Raw genomic sequence first — 14,107 nt, 5'->3', positions numbered from 1 at the left:
ACTGCATGTAGATTCGGATGCGTCTCGGCATGCGGGCGAGGACTTCTCGGTGCTCTTTGGAGAGTTGTTTGACGCGCCGTCGCAGCTCTTCGGCTGATGGCGCGTCGATGTCCGTCGCGGCGCCCGGGCGGGTGCTGGGCAGTGTCATTTCTGGTTTCCTTTCGTCAGGCGCGGGGCGGTCGCGAGCGCGCGGAGCAGCCGGGGCGCCTGCTCGGTGCGGGGCGGCCGGACGGCGCCCGGTGCAGTTGTTGCTCGCCGTTGCTGTGCAGGCAGATTCCGGTGTGGTTTTTGCTCCATGCGGTGAAGCGAAGGCGGGGGCGCTGCTTGGCGCCGTTCAGCCATTCGAATGGGCCGGACATGTTTGTGCCTTTCTCTCAGAAGGGTTTCGCGGCGCGATAAGGCCGGAGAAGAGCGCGCGGAAGCGCGATGGTGATTGGTTCGGATTCGGGCGATGCCCAATTGATGTCCCGCCACTGATTTTCGTCACTGCTTTTCTGTTTGTCAAGCCGGATCGGAGAATTCGCGAAAAAAGTTTTTCCGGGGCTCCTGGAAGTGTTTTCCGCACGAATTTTTTCCGCTCCCGTCATGTTTCTAAAGGCTCGGGGGCACGTCGGTGACGAAAAGAATGCCCTTGGAGATTCGGGCATTACCGGGCGGACGGGAACAACGCGGAATCCGTTCCGCAGCGCGGGGTGGCGAGCGTCTTCATCAGTGCGAACACCCTTTTCCTTACCGGATCGGCGTTCAAGCAAAACCGAAGCAATTTGCTTGCCGTGAGGCTCAAGCAAATCCAAGCAAAACCGAAGCAAGTTGCTGAACGTCCGCTTCAAGCAAAACGAAGCAAACAGGCCCTATACCCGACCACTTTGCTTCTTCGAAGCAAAAGCGCGCACACGGGCGCGCGCGGATAGGCGCGCAGGCGCGTGTGCGCGCGAGGCCCGCGAACGGGGGTTCCCCACCCTTGCCGCGGAAACTGCTACCGTCGTCCCCGGTGTGGGTAGACCCATCCCTGAAACACCTCCGAACAGGCAGGAGACCACGATGCGGCTTTCCCGAAAGCGTGAGCGCTTCGCCGACTTTTGCATGTTCACCGCGGGAACCCAGGCCGTGATCGGCGTCCTCACCGGCCTCGGCTGGCTCAAGCTCGACACCTTGCTCAAAGCCGTCGTGGTGGACGGCTACCTCGTCGCCTCCCTCGTGACGGTGGCTGTCGGCGGCTACCTCTGCAAACGCGCCCTCACGCGGAAGCACAAGCAGGCGGAACGACAAGCGGACCAGTGGCGGTCCGTCCCCGGCAGGCCTGGCGTCCTGCAACGCGAAGCCGTCGTGGAGTTCCACGGCCTCCTCAGCGAAGAGACCCCTCGCCCCCAGGCCCCGTAGGGCCGCTGCGGAAAGTGGGGAAATTCCCCACTTTCCGGACCCCGCGCGCTGTCCAGGCGCTCCCCGTGCTGACATAGAGGCATATATGCCCTGATGAACAGGCTTTTCAGGGCAGCGTGAGAGAGGGGTTCGCCATGTGGGGAGCGCCGCGCCGAGTGCCCAGGAGCAGGACTCCCGAGCGCGTCCGCCAACTCGTCGTCAAGCGCGATCAAGCCCGGTGCGCCTGGTGCGGCGCCCCCTATGCCCAAGTCGATCACATCGTCCCTGTCGCGTTCGGCGGACCCGAGCAAGACCCCGACAACATGCAATGCCTCTGCGATGTGTGCCACGGCGCGAAAAGCGCCAGAGAGGCGAGAGCGGGCCGTGAGCGGACGTCGAAAGCCAAAGCCAATTCCCATCCGGGGCTCATCGCGAAAGGGGGTGCTTGACATGTCCCCCCGATGCGCTATTCTGACGGTGGTTTTCAAAGGCGGTGCCCCCCGCGTGACGAAATTAAAAGCGCAAATGGAAAGCAATTCCCAAGAAGCGAAAAGAATGCTCCTTGAAAGGGGTGGGGGTTCCCCTCCCCGGAATAAAAGCAGCGTCGGTCGTCTTAGGCGCTCGGATTTCGTACAGGTCTGGGGGAGCGGGCGCACGGGGGTTCCCGCGCTCGCCGCTCCGGGGCTTTTCCTCGTTTTTTCCCGTGCGCCGAGACGTGCCGCGCAATTCGGCGCGAGGGCCGTTCGCCAGAGTTGTTTTCGGGTTTATCCGCCGCTGGGAATTCGTGGGACGAGGGGGTTTTCGGATTGTCGCATTCCGCCGCCCCCGCCTATAATGAATGGGTGTTCTGCGCCAGTTGCTCGGCGCGTCTTCCCGATTCTGAAAGCGCCAGGGGAAGGCCGCGCCGTTTTTGTTCCCCGAAATGCCGCACTCGTGCGTGGCGGGAGCGCGACGGGCTCCCGTGGGAGCTGGCCAAGCTGGATCGGTGGTGCCGCAGGGTCGGCAAACGCCCCTACACCATCGACGGGCGCCCCGCCTCCTCGGCGGACCCGGGCACCTGGTCGAGCTACGCGGCGGCGTCGCGCTCGAAGTTCGGGCACGGGGTGGGGGTGATGCTCGGGGACGGGCTCGGCTGCTGGGACATCGACCACTGCCTGCAAGGCGGGCGCCTGGCCCCGTGGGCTCGCCAGGCCCTCTCGCTCGTGGGCGATCCGGTGTTCGTCGAACGCTCCCTCTCCGGGGACGGGCTGCACGTCTTCGTGCGCGCGGACCCGGCGCCGGGGTGGCGGCAGGGCGGCGTCGAGTTCTCCAGCTCCGGGCATTTCATCGCCGTCACCGGACACGCGGTTTCCTTGGACGAGCTGGCGCGAGGGGCGGCGTAGTGCCGACCGTCATCAAAGGGCAGCCCACCAGCGCCGAGGTCCGCGCGATGCTCGCCGCGGAGGGCAAGACGGTCATGGTCGCGTTCTCCGGGGGCAAGGACTCCGTCGCCACCGTCCTCGCGCTGCGGGACGCGGGCGTTCAGACCGAGCTGGCGTACTTGTACTTCGTGCCCGGACGCGAGCCGGGGGAGCCGCTGGGGTTCGTGAAAGACGGCCTGGACTACTTGGAGGACAAGCTCCAGCAGCGCATCCGCCGCTACCCGCACCCCTCCCTGTACCGGATGCTCAACGCCTTCACATTCACGCCCCCGGAACGGTGCGCGATCATCGAGATGGCGCGCTTCCCAGAGGTGGACGATTTGGAGATGTGGCGGGTGATCCGCAAGGACACCGGGGCGGCGAAAGACACCTGGGTCGCGGACGGCGTGAAAGCGGTGGACAACCCGCCCCGGTGCATCGCCCTGACCGCCCAAGGCCTCGTGAAGCGCAACACGCGCAAAGTCAGCCCGATAGCGGACTGGCTCACCAAAGAGGTCAAAGGCCGCATCGAGGCCGAGGGCATCGCGCTCCCGGTGGACTACCAGTGGTTCGGCAGATCGTTCGACGGGATCGACCACAGGTTCCTCAAACCGGTCAAGGACAACGCGCCCGAGGACTACGCGCAGATCCTCGAATGGTTCCCCCTCGCGGAGCTGGAAATCCTGCGCCACGAGTTCTTCGACGGGCCGCAGGTCGTGTGATGGGGAAATTCGGCACCGGCGACGGCTGGAAGAAGGGCGGCGGGAAGGGGGTCAAGGCCGGGGGCCTCGGCCCCAAGGGCTACTAGAACCCCGCCGCCGACCCCCTGGCCGGGGTCGAGTACACCGGGGACTTCGCCAAAGACTGCGCCGTGGAGCTCACCGCAGTGCAGAAAGCCTTCCGCGAGCGCGTGACGAGTGAGAACGCCCGCATCACCCTCGCCACCGACAGCGAGTTCTGGTGCGCGGCGTGCTTCTTCACCCGCGAGGAGAAAGAGGCCTTCCTCGACCTCATCGGCTGGGACCGGGGCTGCGACGGCGACAAATACCTCGACGGGCGCAAACTCGCCCAGCTCGCCGGGATCGACCCCGCCGCCCTGGAGGCCAGGCGCAAGGAGATCGCCGCCGAGCACGAGCAGCAGAACACCAACCAGAAGAAGGCCTGCGGGCTCCCCCGCGCCGCCAACTAACCAGGAGGAAGAACATGCGCAACGCGCTCTACGGGCTCACCCGCCGCGCCGGACTGGCCGCGTCCCGCCTCGGCGCGAGGGTCGGGTCTGCCGTGCGGAACGCCGCCAGCCGACTCCGCAGCCGCTCTTCCGGCAGCTAGAACCAGACCGCACGGGCTGGCGTCGATGTGATCCGAGGGGGGTGGATACCGATGGCAGGCCGCAGCCCCGCCCCCAAGCCCCCGAGCAAACGCGCCCGCCGCAACACCGACGCGATGGCGGTCACCGTCCTCCCGTTCGAGCCCTGCGAGCAGTCCGCGCTGCCCGAGGACGTCGAATGGCCCGAGCGCACCCGCGAGCACGGCGCGCGAAGCTGCGCGCGGTGCCCGCGGGCTGACGGAAAAGGGGGCAGCGTGGTCCGTCTTCCGAAAGCCGTGATCGACAACCACCGGCTCTTCATCGGCGGCGTGGAGCTGACCGCCATACCCGGCGTGCTCATCGCGCAAGAGCCGGTCACCGTGCGCCCCGTCGTCCTGGGCGAGTGGAACGTCATCCGAATAGAGCTGCATGTGGGAGAGGTGGAGATCACACCGCCCGCGAGCGTGGACGAGTCGGGCGTGATCGACATCGGCCCATACGACCCCCGACGCAGAGGCTGGCGCCTCTGCGTCCGCTGAACGCTGTCGTCCAACGCGAGAAACGGCGGAAGGACGGCCAGGAACCGGAAGGAGGCCTATGGCTTAGCGCCCGGAATTGACACATTTCGCACAGTCCAATCGAACCTTCGGGCCTTGCGGCCCGAAGCCGCCGTTCACGGGGCTTGGAGCCCGCGCGGCGGCGCAAGAACCGAACACACTCGAAAGCAGGAGACATGCCAGAAAAAGTTGCAACCGTGGACGTCGGACCCAACTCATCGCCCGAAACGCAGGGAGACGTCGCCGAACACAATGACCGTGCTGTCTTGCACAATCACTTCGTCGACGCAGTGCCGGGCGACCAGGCCCGAGTCGCGGACGCGCAGCGGAAGAAAGAACAAGCCGAGAAAGACCTGCAGAACGCGCGGAACGCGCTCGCGAACGCCCATGTGTGGGAGAAGCCCTTCCGCCAGCAAGAGCTGGGCCGGGTGGCAGCCCTCGCCGGTGCGGCGCAGAGCGCCTGGGCGGCTGCGGTGGGCACGCTGAACCAAGACCAGGCCGAGGCGAACCGCGACGTGTCCGCATTGCAGAAGGAGATCCCGAATCTCAAGAAACGGGTCGCGTGGGAGGAGGAGAACCTTCCCAAGCTGCAACCCTCGATCGAGAATTTCGGGCTGTCTTTCGTCTACCCCCTTCTCCCGTCCTTGGCCGCCCCCGCTCCTGCCGAGCCCCCGCTCGGAGCGCCTGCGACGGGCTTCGACGGCAAGCCCATCACCTACACGGAATACAAAATCGTTCCACAGAAAATCACTATCCAAGACTCGCCGGTTCCGAATGCGGACGGTATCACCTTCGACTTCGGGCTGAACATCGACGCGATCAAGGGCTCGGACGGGACCCTTTACACGAGGCACTCACCGTCGGAGCCCTTCCACAGGGAGTTCTAGCCGAAGCCGTGCCGTGGGCGCCCGCCTGCGGGCGTCCACGGCACGGCGGGCGGTCCGGCTCCGGGAAATCCACAGCGCATCCCCAGGCAGGAGGCGGCGCCGCGGGAAAGCCTGCGGTCTACAATGTCCGAAAAGCCGTAGCGGATGCGGCGCCGTCGGACAGTGAAGGGCGAGCAGGATTTGATGATGCGCAGACAGGCCGTGTGCGCCTTGCAGGCGGCGCTCGCCTTCGCCCTCGCCGCCTGCTCCGCCGCTCCGACCGAGCGGGCGGCGGCGAGCGGCCCCGCGTCGACTCCGCAGCCTTCCTTTGCCCCGGGAGAGCTGAAAATCCGCTACAAGGCCAGCGCCAAACAGCCCGTCCGGGCGAAGGTCAGATACATCGTCCCCGAAAGCGACCCCGCCGCGCGCGGCGAGCACTCGAAGGAGCCGATAAAACTACTGGGGCAGACCGTCGTCCCCGTCGAAGAAGAAGTCGCGCTGCCGTGGGAGCTCACCTTGACGATGCCCAAGCCGGAACCCGGCTTCTTCCCCGCGTCCCTCAGCGTGTACCACGCCGACGGCTCAGATCCGCGCGACGCCTACCAGTGCGAGATGAACCTGCTCGGCGACTTCCGCGGTAACGTCACCGTCCCTGCGGACTCGACCCCGCCGGATTTCCCCATCGCCACCTGCCTTCCCCCCATGATCGCCCTCGACTCGGCGGGGCGCCCGAACGACAAGAACTACTTCAGCGCCTAAGTGTATGAGGCGTGGACGTTGGTGACGCGGGTGTGGAGTTGGGTGGCGGGTGTTTTGCAGCCTGCGGTTGAGTGTGGCCGGTGGTAGTTGGGGCGCGCTGATCCTGGTTCTCCATTGGAGGTGAGTCGGTTGCGCCGGATCTGACGTGCTCCCTCCGGCCGGACAGGTTGGTATTCGGATCATGCCGCACTTGCTGCGGCAGGGTCTCATACTCCGCTGGGGAGAGGTTGCCGAGCGCGCTGTGTCTCCTGACGGGGTTGTAGAAGGCTTCGATCCACTCGAAGACCGCCTGGGTGAGCTCGGGCCCTGCTGGCCCAGGTCTTGCGGTCGAGGAGCTCGATCTGCATGGAGCCGGAGAAGGACTCCACCAGGGCGTTGTCGAAGGCGCAGGCCACGGCGCCCATCGACCCGAGCGGACCCGCTTCTCGCAGGCGGTGGCCGAAGAGCCGCGAGACGTATTGCGAGCCCCTGTCGCTATGCACCACGGTCCTACGGGGCTTGTGCCGCCGGGCCTGGCCATGTCCGAGACGGCCGCTTCCAATTCGGCGCGGATGTGGTCGGTGATAGACCAGTTCACGACCTTGCGGGAGAACACGTCCAAGACCACCGCGCAGTAGACCCAGCCGCCCGAAGCGTGGTGCTGGGTGATATCGGTGACCCACAGCTTATCGGGCCTGTCGGCGACGAACTGGCGGCGCATCCGGTCGGGCTTGTGGCGGCGGAACTCGCAGCGGTGGATCCCGGCGATGCCAGCCGAGCGCATCAGGCGGTGGGTCTTCTTGTGGCTGATTGCGACGCCGAGCCCGAGGCCCAGCTCGGCCCGGACCCGCCGGACCCCGTAGGTCTCGCGAGAGCACGACCACACCTCGCGGATCGTTCTCCTGTTCAACGCCTCGTCCGCGACCTCGTGCGGGTTCGGGGGACGATCTCTCCACTCGTAATACCAGGATCGGGACACGTGCAACACCCGGCAGGCCACGGCGACGGGCAGTCCGTCGTCGGCCATCTCGTGGACCAGCAGGAAGATCATTTTGGGTTCGGCAGGGCGTTCTCCCTCGCGAAATACGCCGATGCCTTCTTGAGGATTTCGATCTCCGTCTCCAAGACCCGGTTGCGGCGGCGCAACTCGACCAGCTCCTTGCGCTCGTCGCTGCTCAAACCTTCTTTCCTGCCCTCGTCCGCATCGGTGCGGCCCGCCCAGTTCCTGAGCGTCTGCTCGTTGATCCCCACATCTTTGGCGATCTTCGGATCGGCTGCTCGCTCGTTCGGGCCAGCTCCACCGCACGACGGCGGAACTCCTCGGGATGCGTGACAGGCATACGGACTCCTCTCTCTGCCAGACATCATCCTGACAGGCTTGGCGTCCGGTCGGAGGGGAACATGTCACCCCGGCTGACTCGGTGATCGTGCAAGGCGCGGACCGGGCTATTCGACGTGTCGGGCTATTCGAATTGGGTGTGGGGGCGCACTAGCGACGGGTTCGACTGGTGCTTGGGGCATATGCCGCACGTCTCGATCCTCGTGCGGGCGGGTGACGGCGGGGCAGCAGGTCGCCTCGGTGGGCTCGGAGGGGCAGTCGAGCGGCCCGCACGCCCATCTCTGCGTCTACCTCGGGCCGCTCACGCAGCGGCACGCCATTGACCCGCTTGCCTGGATCGGCCAGGCGACCGAGCAGGAAGGAGCACCCATGCCTTTGTGGGGCGTGGACATCAGCAACAACAACGGGGCCGTGGACCTCGCGCAGGTGAGAGCGGAGGGGTTCGAGTTCGTGGCCGCGAAGGTCACCGAGGGCTCTTCGTTCAACGACTCCTTTTGGCCGCGCAACCGGGACGCGGCGCGAGCGAACGGTTTGATCCTGATCGGCTACCACTACGTCCGCGACGGCGACGCGGAAGGGCAGGCGGCGAACCTCGCCGCGCATATCGGGGACCCTGCGGTGCCGGTCGCGTTGGACTTCGAGGCGAACAGCGGCGGCTGGGCGAACTTCCAAGCGGTGAGTGCGGCGGTGCAGCGGCGCGGGATGCGGGTCGCCTTGTCCTATGTGCCGCGCTGGTACTGGCAGCAGATCGGCTCGCCGGACATCAGCGGCGCGCCGGGGTTGTGGGCGTCGGCGTACGTGAACGGCTCCGGGTACGCGTCCGTGTTGTATCCGGGCGACGACTGGCGGGGCTGGGAGCCTTACGGCGGCAATGAGCCGATAATCTTGCAGTTCAGCTCAAGTGGGCATGTGGCGGGCAAGACCGTGGACGTGAACGCTTTCCGGGGCACGCGCGAGGATCTGCTGGCCTTGTTGGGGACGGCCGCTCCCACACAGCCGACAGCGAGCCTCGACCAGCTCGTCGGGTCGGGGTTCGCCGGCGGGGAGCAGCTTTACGGCAACTCGGTGGTGGACTTCCTGCGGTATCTCTCCGACTTCCTCTCCGAATGGCGTGAGGAGCAGCGGACGGCGGAGCAGACGATGGCCGAAGCGCTCGCGTGCCTGGTGCAAGGGGAGGGGAAGTGATTGAGCGCGTGTTCACCCCGGACGTTCGCAGAGCCCTGTACGCGTTGTGGATCGCCATCGGCCCGTTGCTGGTCGCGTACGGGGTGAGCCTGCCCGGTGGCCCGGGCGTGTGGGATCAAGTCGTATTCGTCCTCTTGGGGATTGGTAACACAGGAACTGGTGCGCTCGCGTACAAGCATCTGCTCTCGTCCACCGCGGAGCTTTGCGTGGCGCCGGCGCCCGTTCCGGCGGGGCAAGGGGGGCAAGGCGCGCGTGACAGTTTGGAGGCTCTGCGCGATCTGCTGGGCGGCGCTGCGCCCAAGGCGAAAGCCGCCGCCCCCCGAGAGCACTAGCCCTGTCAGGCATGACAGAAAAGGCCCGCCAGCATTGTGCTGGCGGGCCTTTTCGCGTGTTATAGGTAGCCGGTCAGTTCTAGCCATGTGCCGGTCAGGTTGTCGTTCGCGTTCAGCCTGGCGTTCGGGTGGCGGTGTTGCCTGCGGCTGCGGCCAGCGGGTTGAATCCCCGCCACCACCGCCAATCACGAAGACAATGCCGTTTTCAAGTTGTCCGTCTCATGGAAGTTCTTGACTTCGCCCCGTTTGCCGCGCAGAGCGAGCGCCGCCCCTGCGGAGGCGTGCTCGTTGGGCGCTGCGCTTTTGGCCTGCCAGAGCAGTTCCCAGTCCGGTCGGCGTATCCCTCATAGACACTGCGCCTGGCTTCTAGCAATTTTCCCCGCTTTGAGTGCGGGCAAGCCTTTCAGGGGCTTCTCGCAAGCGTCGAGCATCTGCAAGTGCAGGCTGGAATGCAGCAGGAGGGGCAGCTGTATGTCTTCCGCATAGCCGAGGTCCGTATTCCCGCCGTGTCCTCGAACGCGCAGATGGACACGCCGTTGCTGTCGGCGGATGTCGTGCAAGTTTTTCAAATGCTTATGCAGTTTGTCCTTCGTTTTTGTCTCCTCTGCCAAGGCCTCTAGGTTGGCGCGGTACTGCTCGACCATCGCCGTTGGGTCGCCGCCGCAGAGGGTGGCCGACCATTTCGCCGTCCACTTCATACCCGGAGTGATCACTTCGTGGACGAAGCGCGCCAAGAATCGCGTGCCGGGGTGAGTCCTCTGCGATGGGACAGCCAGAGCGGCGGATTTCGCCGCGCTTGGTGTCGGCTCTGGGATGGTCGGCGCGTTCGGTGTCGGTGTCGTCTCTGGTGCGCTCTGTGGTTTCGGGGGCGCTTTCGCCCCGGTGTCTGCGCTCGTAGCTCGCCCGATCCCAGTTTGCCGTCTGTGGTCTTGTTCATGCTCACTCTTTTTTGCCAGTGGTGGTGTTGCTCGGGGTGCTCATGCGGTGACCTTGCGCCCTTGGGCGGCGCGGGCGGTCAAAAGGGGTTCCGCAAGCAGCCTGACGCAGTGCGAGCGCATGCAGTTCTCTCCCATAGTCCAGGCCGAGACGCGAAGATTTCCGCCCCCGACGCTTCGACGTTCTTCCGGATCACTCGAGCCCTAGCCTCGCCGAATCGCAACCCTCGCCCGCCAACACAAATATCGGCTATACGCATACTGGTAGCGAATCGAGCGCAAAGAAAGGTCTCAATGAACAAATCGCTGCCGCGATCTGTTCACGCGGCGGCTGTGTCCGTCCGCCCTGCTCCCCGTTGCCCCTCTTCTGCGGCGCGGAGCTGCTGGGACACTCCGGAAGCGAGGTTCCTGAGCTTGCCCCGGACGAGATGGCCGTAGATCCGAGTCGTGGTGTCCGTGGACTCGTGGCCGAGCAGACGGGAGATGGCGAAGAGGTCGTATCCCGCGTCGATCAGCCATGACGCGCAGGTGTGCCGCAAGTCGTGGATGCGCGGCCAAATCCCCAGCCGCTCGTGCGCGGGGGCGGGTTCGATCCCGTGCCACATCCCCGCTTTCGGCACGCGCCGGGGCGGACGGAAGTCGGGGTGCGTCAGCTGCGACGGTGACTCGCACCCGTTCGCCAGCCAGATAGAAGGCTTCCATGCGTTGTTGTAAAAGGTCTGAATCCTGATCGGGCCGCCCACGGTGTTCGTGAAGACGAACTTGTCGTCCGGGCCGAACAACAACGGCTCGATCATGTCCCACGACTCCTCGTCGAACTCAAGGTGCCTGTCCGACGTCTCGGTCTTGGGCGGACCCAGCCGGGTCTCGCTGGTGCCCGTCCACTTCCACGCCCGTTGGATATGGGCCGCCTTGTGTTTTCGGTCGAAGTCCATAGGCATCAACGCCGTGGCCTCCGACCAGCGCGGCCCGAACCGGGCCAAGAAATGGATCAGTGTGTGCCAGTGCGTCGGGACGAATCGTAGATGGGAAAGGAACTGTTCGGGGGTGTAGACGACCATCTCCTGCTTCTTTCCGGTTTTCGGCAGTTTGCGACCGAGACAGGGATTATGAGTGAGGGGGACATTGCTGAGCTTCATGCCGGTCTTCATGGCCGAGGAGAGGAAGCCATGCTTGTTCTTTATCGTTTTGCGAGAGTTCCCCTTTGCCGCAAGGTAGTTGACCCATTGAGCGTCTGCTTCCTCGTCAAACAAGGCCACGGGCAGCGATCCGATGCACGGGCTTATATCGTTTCGAAGGTACCGCTCGTACTTCTGCAAGGTTCCCCTCTCCAACCCGGTCAGCTGCTCGATATGGCGGACGACCAGCTCTTCCACGGTCATCAGTGTTTGGGGCTCCTGAGCGCTGTTGAGCACAAGGCGGGCTTTCTCCGGGCCGACCCGGTCCAGGAGCGCCTGCCATTTCAACGCCTCCCGGTGGTCATCGAACGACTCCGAGGTCTGCTTCCCGTGCAGTCGGAACATGACTTGGGTGTAGCTCGACCCGTCCTTGCGGGCGCGGACTCTGATGCTGGACATGACGGCCACCTTCACAGGTTTTGGCCCCGAAGTGGTGAACCCGCACCTGCGATATTGACCGCAATGTTGACGGGGCACTGGGGCGGATTTGAAAATACCCGCTGACCAGCGCGACCTTGGGTGGAGCTAAGGGGACTCGAACCCCTGACCCTCACACTGCCAGTGTGATGCGCTACCAGCTGCGCCATAGCCCCATATGCGATTTGAGCGTGGTTCACCTTACACGCTTCGCTGATTTTCGCCAAATACGATCACCGATACGGCCGGGCCGCATGACTGGGCGCCGCTGTGCCCGCTCCTGCTGGGCAGGGTCCCGTCTCAGGCAGAATTTCGTGGCATACTGTCCAAGCTATCCGCCACGGCTTTATGCCAAGCGGCGCAGTAAGGAGCTCAACGAGGAGCCCGTGAAAAGAATAGTGAGAAAATTTTGCCGATGTCTTCAGCTCGAGATCTTCGCAAAGAGTTGGTCGAAGCCTCGCTCGGCCTCTTGGCCGACCACGGCCCGGACGCATTGCAAGCACGTCGGGTCGCCGCCGCGTGCGACACTTCGACCATGTCCGTCTACACCTATTTCGGCGGGATGAAGCAACTGCTCGCCGCCGTGTCCGACGAGGGCGTGCGCCGGTTCGCCAAGACGTTGCAGATCGTCGAGCCGGGCGAGGACCCCGTGGCCGACCTCGCGGTGTACACCTTCTTGTACCGGCATTTCGCTTTGGAGAACCCCCACCTGTACCGGCTCATGCTCGGCGAGGCTTCGGCGCACGGCGTCTCTGTCCCTGTGCAATTCACCGTGCCCCAGTTCAACAAGGAGGGCCTTCGGCCGGAACTCGGCATAGTCCATGTGCTCGCCGACGCGATGCAGCGGTCTGTGGACTCCGGTCGGATCAACGGCGATTCGCTGTCGATGATGTTCCAATTCTGGAGCGCCATGCACGGGTACGTGCTCCTTGAGCTGGCAGGTTATCTCGGGCACGAAGACGCGGGGCTGCGGTCCGTGCTCTTGCCGCTGGGGGCTTCCGTGCTCCAAGGCTGGGGAGACAGCCCGGAAAAGGTCAAGAAGTCTCAGGAGCTTGCTCTGGAGATTTTCGCGAAGCTTCAGAAACAAAAGCTTCAGAAGCAGAAGCTTCAGAGGCAGAAGCTTCAGAGGCAGAAGCTTCAGAAATAACTGTCGTAGCGCTCGCCCTGGCCGCCACCAAAAAGACCGCCAGGGCAGCCGTTCCCCAAAGGCCGACGGCCTGGGGCCCGAGCCGGGCCAACACGAGCGTGCTGGCTCCGGCGCAGAGCAACAGCGCCCCGACGACGGGGTTGCGCCACCCCCGTGCGGTGACGCTGTCGTCCCACCACGGCAGCGGCTTTGTCTCAAGCGGCCGTAGCAGCAGGAATGCTGCGAAGACCAGGAAGAGGAACAGCGGAGCCTGCTGCGCTTTGCTCGGCCAGAGCCCCGGCGAAGCATTCGACACCGGCAACAGGCCAGCGACGATCAGCGCGCCGTCCATGCCGAAGAGCGCCGCCCAGTGCCATAGGTAGAGCGTCATCGCCCCCGAGTTGCCGACCGTGACGAACCGCCACACCTGCGGGCGGCTCGCGAACGCGCGCAGCTGTGGGGCGACGAGGACGACGAGTCCGCACAAACACACCGAATGCCCTGCCAACAGCATCGACGGCGGCGTGAAGTTCGAGATACGGTCCGAGTCCGCCGTGCTGAGCATGGAGACTGCGTACGGGCCGAGGAGGCACAGCGACAAATCGAGCGCGAGGGCGCCCGCAAACATTGCGGCTCCGACGGGCCTTGCGACGAGCCCCCGGCGGTAGCCGGCGCCGATCGCCGTCGGGATGAGCCACACGAACAGGAAGTTCGCCGCGCCGACCCTCCAGTCCGACCCCCATGTCCGCCGAGCCTGATCGATGAGCGCGGCGAGCCCGAACAAAACCGCGACGACCAAAGCGAGCTGGCGGCCGGTGGCGATCTTCGCGAGCAGCGGGACGAACGCGAGACACACGGTGTACACCCCGAGGAACCAGAGCAGCACAAAGACCTGCGGCGTCGCGATTGCCAGAGCGTCCGAGGGCACGAACCGCTCGCAGACGAGCAGGAGGAGGACGATGGCGGCGACGAACCACAAGGCAGGCCGGTAGAGGCGTTGGCAGCGGGCGAAGAGCCACCCTCCCCAGCTCGCCCCCTCGTGCCAGGAGCCGACGTTCGCGGCTCCTCCTGCGAAGAAGAAGAGCGGCATGATCTGCAGGCCCCAGGTCGCCCACTGCAAGGCCGCGGAGTTGTCGAGCGCTCCTGCCGCTCGGACGCACTGCCTCGGCTCCGGGCAGGACGCGTCGAAATAGAGGACGACCAGGAGCAGATGTCCGGCGACCACAACGGACAACGACAGGATCCGGAGAAGATCGATCACACGGTCTCTGCTGGCCGGGGTGGCCGCGGCAACGGACTCAGCCGGCGGGAAGAGCCTCATCGCGAGGCCCGAGCAGTCGGGAAAGGCGAAACCACCAGCACCACAGCC

Annotated in this window: 18 protein-coding genes and 1 tRNA gene; 13 read left to right on the top strand and 6 right to left on the bottom strand. The window is 65.2% G+C overall.

The annotated features are described in order from the left end of the window. Window positions 1-239: 239 nt before the first annotated feature. From SROT_RS16535 to SROT_RS10540, 10 genes are all read left to right on the top strand, one after another. The gene (locus tag SROT_RS16535; RefSeq protein WP_148223418.1) at window positions 240-617 is read left to right on the top strand and encodes a hypothetical protein; all 378 of its coding nucleotides are present in this window, start codon (window positions 240-242) and stop codon (window positions 615-617) included. A gap of 424 nt (window positions 618-1,041) precedes the next feature. Next, window positions 1,042-1,380, top strand: coding sequence for a hypothetical protein (locus SROT_RS10575; RefSeq protein ID WP_013139021.1), 339 nt, complete (start codon window positions 1,042-1,044; stop codon window positions 1,378-1,380). Between the two features lie 134 nt (window positions 1,381-1,514). Then, complete coding sequence (locus tag SROT_RS15700) at window positions 1,515-1,808, top strand: HNH endonuclease (RefSeq protein ID WP_013139020.1); 294 nt, start codon at window positions 1,515-1,517, stop codon at window positions 1,806-1,808. A 393-nt stretch (window positions 1,809-2,201) separates the two neighbouring features. Further along, complete coding sequence (locus tag SROT_RS10565) at window positions 2,202-2,741, top strand: hypothetical protein (RefSeq protein ID WP_049773347.1); 540 nt, start codon at window positions 2,202-2,204, stop codon at window positions 2,739-2,741. After that, window positions 2,741-3,481 carry an adenine nucleotide alpha hydrolase family protein gene (locus SROT_RS10560; protein WP_013139018.1) on the top strand — a complete coding sequence of 247 codons (741 nt, stop codon included), beginning with the start codon at window positions 2,741-2,743 and terminating at the stop codon, window positions 3,479-3,481. The genes SROT_RS10565 and SROT_RS10560 overlap by 1 nt, the downstream gene beginning before the upstream one ends. A gap of 149 nt (window positions 3,482-3,630) precedes the next feature. Beyond that, window positions 3,631-3,948 carry a hypothetical protein gene (locus SROT_RS10555; RefSeq protein ID WP_049773346.1) on the top strand — a complete coding sequence of 106 codons (318 nt, stop codon included), beginning with the start codon at window positions 3,631-3,633 and terminating at the stop codon, window positions 3,946-3,948. Window positions 3,949-3,962: 14 nt separating this feature from the next. After that, window positions 3,963-4,088: a hypothetical protein gene (locus tag SROT_RS17285; protein ID WP_013139016.1), complete on the top strand. Its 126-nt coding sequence runs from the start codon at window positions 3,963-3,965 to the stop codon at window positions 4,086-4,088. Window positions 4,089-4,139: 51 nt separating this feature from the next. After that, window positions 4,140-4,604 (top strand): hypothetical protein, encoded by a 465-nt coding sequence (locus tag SROT_RS10550; protein ID WP_013139015.1) that lies wholly within the window; start codon window positions 4,140-4,142, stop codon window positions 4,602-4,604. Window positions 4,605-4,798: 194 nt separating this feature from the next. Continuing rightward, a complete protein-coding gene (locus SROT_RS10545; protein WP_013139014.1) occupies window positions 4,799-5,509 on the top strand; it encodes a hypothetical protein in 711 nt (236 codons plus the stop codon). Between the two features lie 183 nt (window positions 5,510-5,692). Beyond that, window positions 5,693-6,247: a hypothetical protein gene (locus tag SROT_RS10540; RefSeq protein WP_148223417.1), complete on the top strand. Its 555-nt coding sequence runs from the start codon at window positions 5,693-5,695 to the stop codon at window positions 6,245-6,247. On the opposite strand, the gene SROT_RS17435 is transcribed toward SROT_RS10540, so the two are convergent. Both SROT_RS17435 and SROT_RS10530 read right to left on the bottom strand, forming a co-directional pair. Continuing rightward, window positions 6,237-7,277: an IS3 family transposase gene (locus SROT_RS17435; RefSeq protein WP_013139012.1), complete on the bottom strand. Its 1,041-nt coding sequence runs from the start codon at window positions 7,275-7,277 to the stop codon at window positions 6,237-6,239. The genes SROT_RS10540 and SROT_RS17435 overlap by 11 nt on opposite strands. Further along, window positions 7,274-7,477 carry a hypothetical protein gene (locus SROT_RS10530; protein ID WP_083777867.1) on the bottom strand — a complete coding sequence of 68 codons (204 nt, stop codon included), beginning with the start codon at window positions 7,475-7,477 and terminating at the stop codon, window positions 7,274-7,276. Before SROT_RS10530 ends, SROT_RS17435 begins: the two co-directional genes overlap by 4 nt. A 301-nt stretch (window positions 7,478-7,778) precedes the next feature. On the opposite strand from SROT_RS10530, the gene SROT_RS15695 reads away from it, so the two are divergent. Together SROT_RS15695 and SROT_RS10520 are read left to right on the top strand one after the other, a co-directional pair. Further along, complete coding sequence (locus SROT_RS15695; RefSeq protein WP_013139011.1) at window positions 7,779-8,750, top strand: glycoside hydrolase family 25 protein; 972 nt, start codon at window positions 7,779-7,781, stop codon at window positions 8,748-8,750. Continuing rightward, entirely contained in the window at window positions 8,747-9,082 is a 336-nt protein-coding gene (locus tag SROT_RS10520; protein WP_013139010.1) for a hypothetical protein, read from the top strand. Before SROT_RS15695 ends, SROT_RS10520 begins: the two co-directional genes overlap by 4 nt. Before the next feature lie 344 nt (window positions 9,083-9,426). Here the strand turns inward: SROT_RS10520 and SROT_RS10515 are convergent, their stop codons facing one another. From SROT_RS10515 to SROT_RS10505, 3 genes are all read right to left on the bottom strand, one after another. Next, window positions 9,427-9,780 carry a hypothetical protein gene (locus SROT_RS10515; RefSeq protein ID WP_013139009.1) on the bottom strand — a complete coding sequence of 118 codons (354 nt, stop codon included), beginning with the start codon at window positions 9,778-9,780 and terminating at the stop codon, window positions 9,427-9,429. A gap of 557 nt (window positions 9,781-10,337) precedes the next feature. Beyond that, window positions 10,338-11,594, bottom strand: a complete 1,257-nt coding sequence (locus SROT_RS10510) for a tyrosine-type recombinase/integrase (protein WP_013139008.1) — start codon at window positions 11,592-11,594, stop codon at window positions 10,338-10,340. Window positions 11,595-11,715: 121 nt separating this feature from the next. Then, window positions 11,716-11,788: transfer RNA gene (locus SROT_RS10505), tRNA-Ala, on the bottom strand. A gap of 239 nt (window positions 11,789-12,027) precedes the next feature. Between SROT_RS10505 and SROT_RS10500 the strand changes: the two genes are divergently transcribed. Next, window positions 12,028-12,759 (top strand): TetR/AcrR family transcriptional regulator, encoded by a 732-nt coding sequence (locus SROT_RS10500; protein ID WP_013139007.1) that lies wholly within the window; start codon window positions 12,028-12,030, stop codon window positions 12,757-12,759. On the opposite strand, the gene SROT_RS10495 is transcribed toward SROT_RS10500, so the two are convergent. Beyond that, window positions 12,647-13,999 carry an acyltransferase family protein gene (locus tag SROT_RS10495; RefSeq protein WP_049773345.1) on the bottom strand — a complete coding sequence of 451 codons (1,353 nt, stop codon included), beginning with the start codon at window positions 13,997-13,999 and terminating at the stop codon, window positions 12,647-12,649. The two genes, SROT_RS10500 and SROT_RS10495, sit on opposite strands and share 113 nt — an antisense overlap. Between the last annotated feature and the right edge of the window lie 108 nt (window positions 14,000-14,107).

The organism is Segniliparus rotundus DSM 44985 (assembly GCF_000092825.1).
Taxonomy (GTDB): Bacteria; Actinomycetota; Actinomycetes; order Mycobacteriales; family Mycobacteriaceae; genus Segniliparus; species Segniliparus rotundus.
Note: the sequence above shows the minus strand (reverse complement) of the source record. Positions and strands in the feature narration are given on the sequence as shown.

Bases quoted from the DNA above. Each gene is read 5' to 3' on its own strand.
- SROT_RS10575 (WP_013139021.1), top strand. From the start codon at position 1,042: ATGCGGCTTTCCCGAAAGCGTGAGCGCTTCGCCGACTTTTGCATGTTC.
- SROT_RS15700 (WP_013139020.1), top strand. From the start codon at position 1,515: ATGTGGGGAGCGCCGCGCCGAGTGCCCAGGAGCAGGACTCCCGAGCGC.
- SROT_RS17285 (WP_013139016.1), top strand. From the start codon at position 3,963: ATGCGCAACGCGCTCTACGGGCTCACCCGCCGCGCCGGACTGGCCGCG.
- SROT_RS10550 (WP_013139015.1), top strand. From the start codon at position 4,140: ATGGCAGGCCGCAGCCCCGCCCCCAAGCCCCCGAGCAAACGCGCCCGC.
- SROT_RS10545 (WP_013139014.1), top strand. From the start codon at position 4,799: ATGCCAGAAAAAGTTGCAACCGTGGACGTCGGACCCAACTCATCGCCC.
- SROT_RS10540 (WP_148223417.1), top strand. From the start codon at position 5,693: ATGATGCGCAGACAGGCCGTGTGCGCCTTGCAGGCGGCGCTCGCCTTC.
- SROT_RS17435 (WP_013139012.1), bottom strand. From the start codon at position 7,277: ATGATCTTCCTGCTGGTCCACGAGATGGCCGACGACGGACTGCCCGTC.
- SROT_RS10515 (WP_013139009.1), bottom strand. From the start codon at position 9,780: ATGAAGTGGACGGCGAAATGGTCGGCCACCCTCTGCGGCGGCGACCCA.
- SROT_RS10510 (WP_013139008.1), bottom strand. From the start codon at position 11,594: ATGTCCAGCATCAGAGTCCGCGCCCGCAAGGACGGGTCGAGCTACACC.
- SROT_RS10500 (WP_013139007.1), top strand. From the start codon at position 12,028: ATGTCTTCAGCTCGAGATCTTCGCAAAGAGTTGGTCGAAGCCTCGCTC.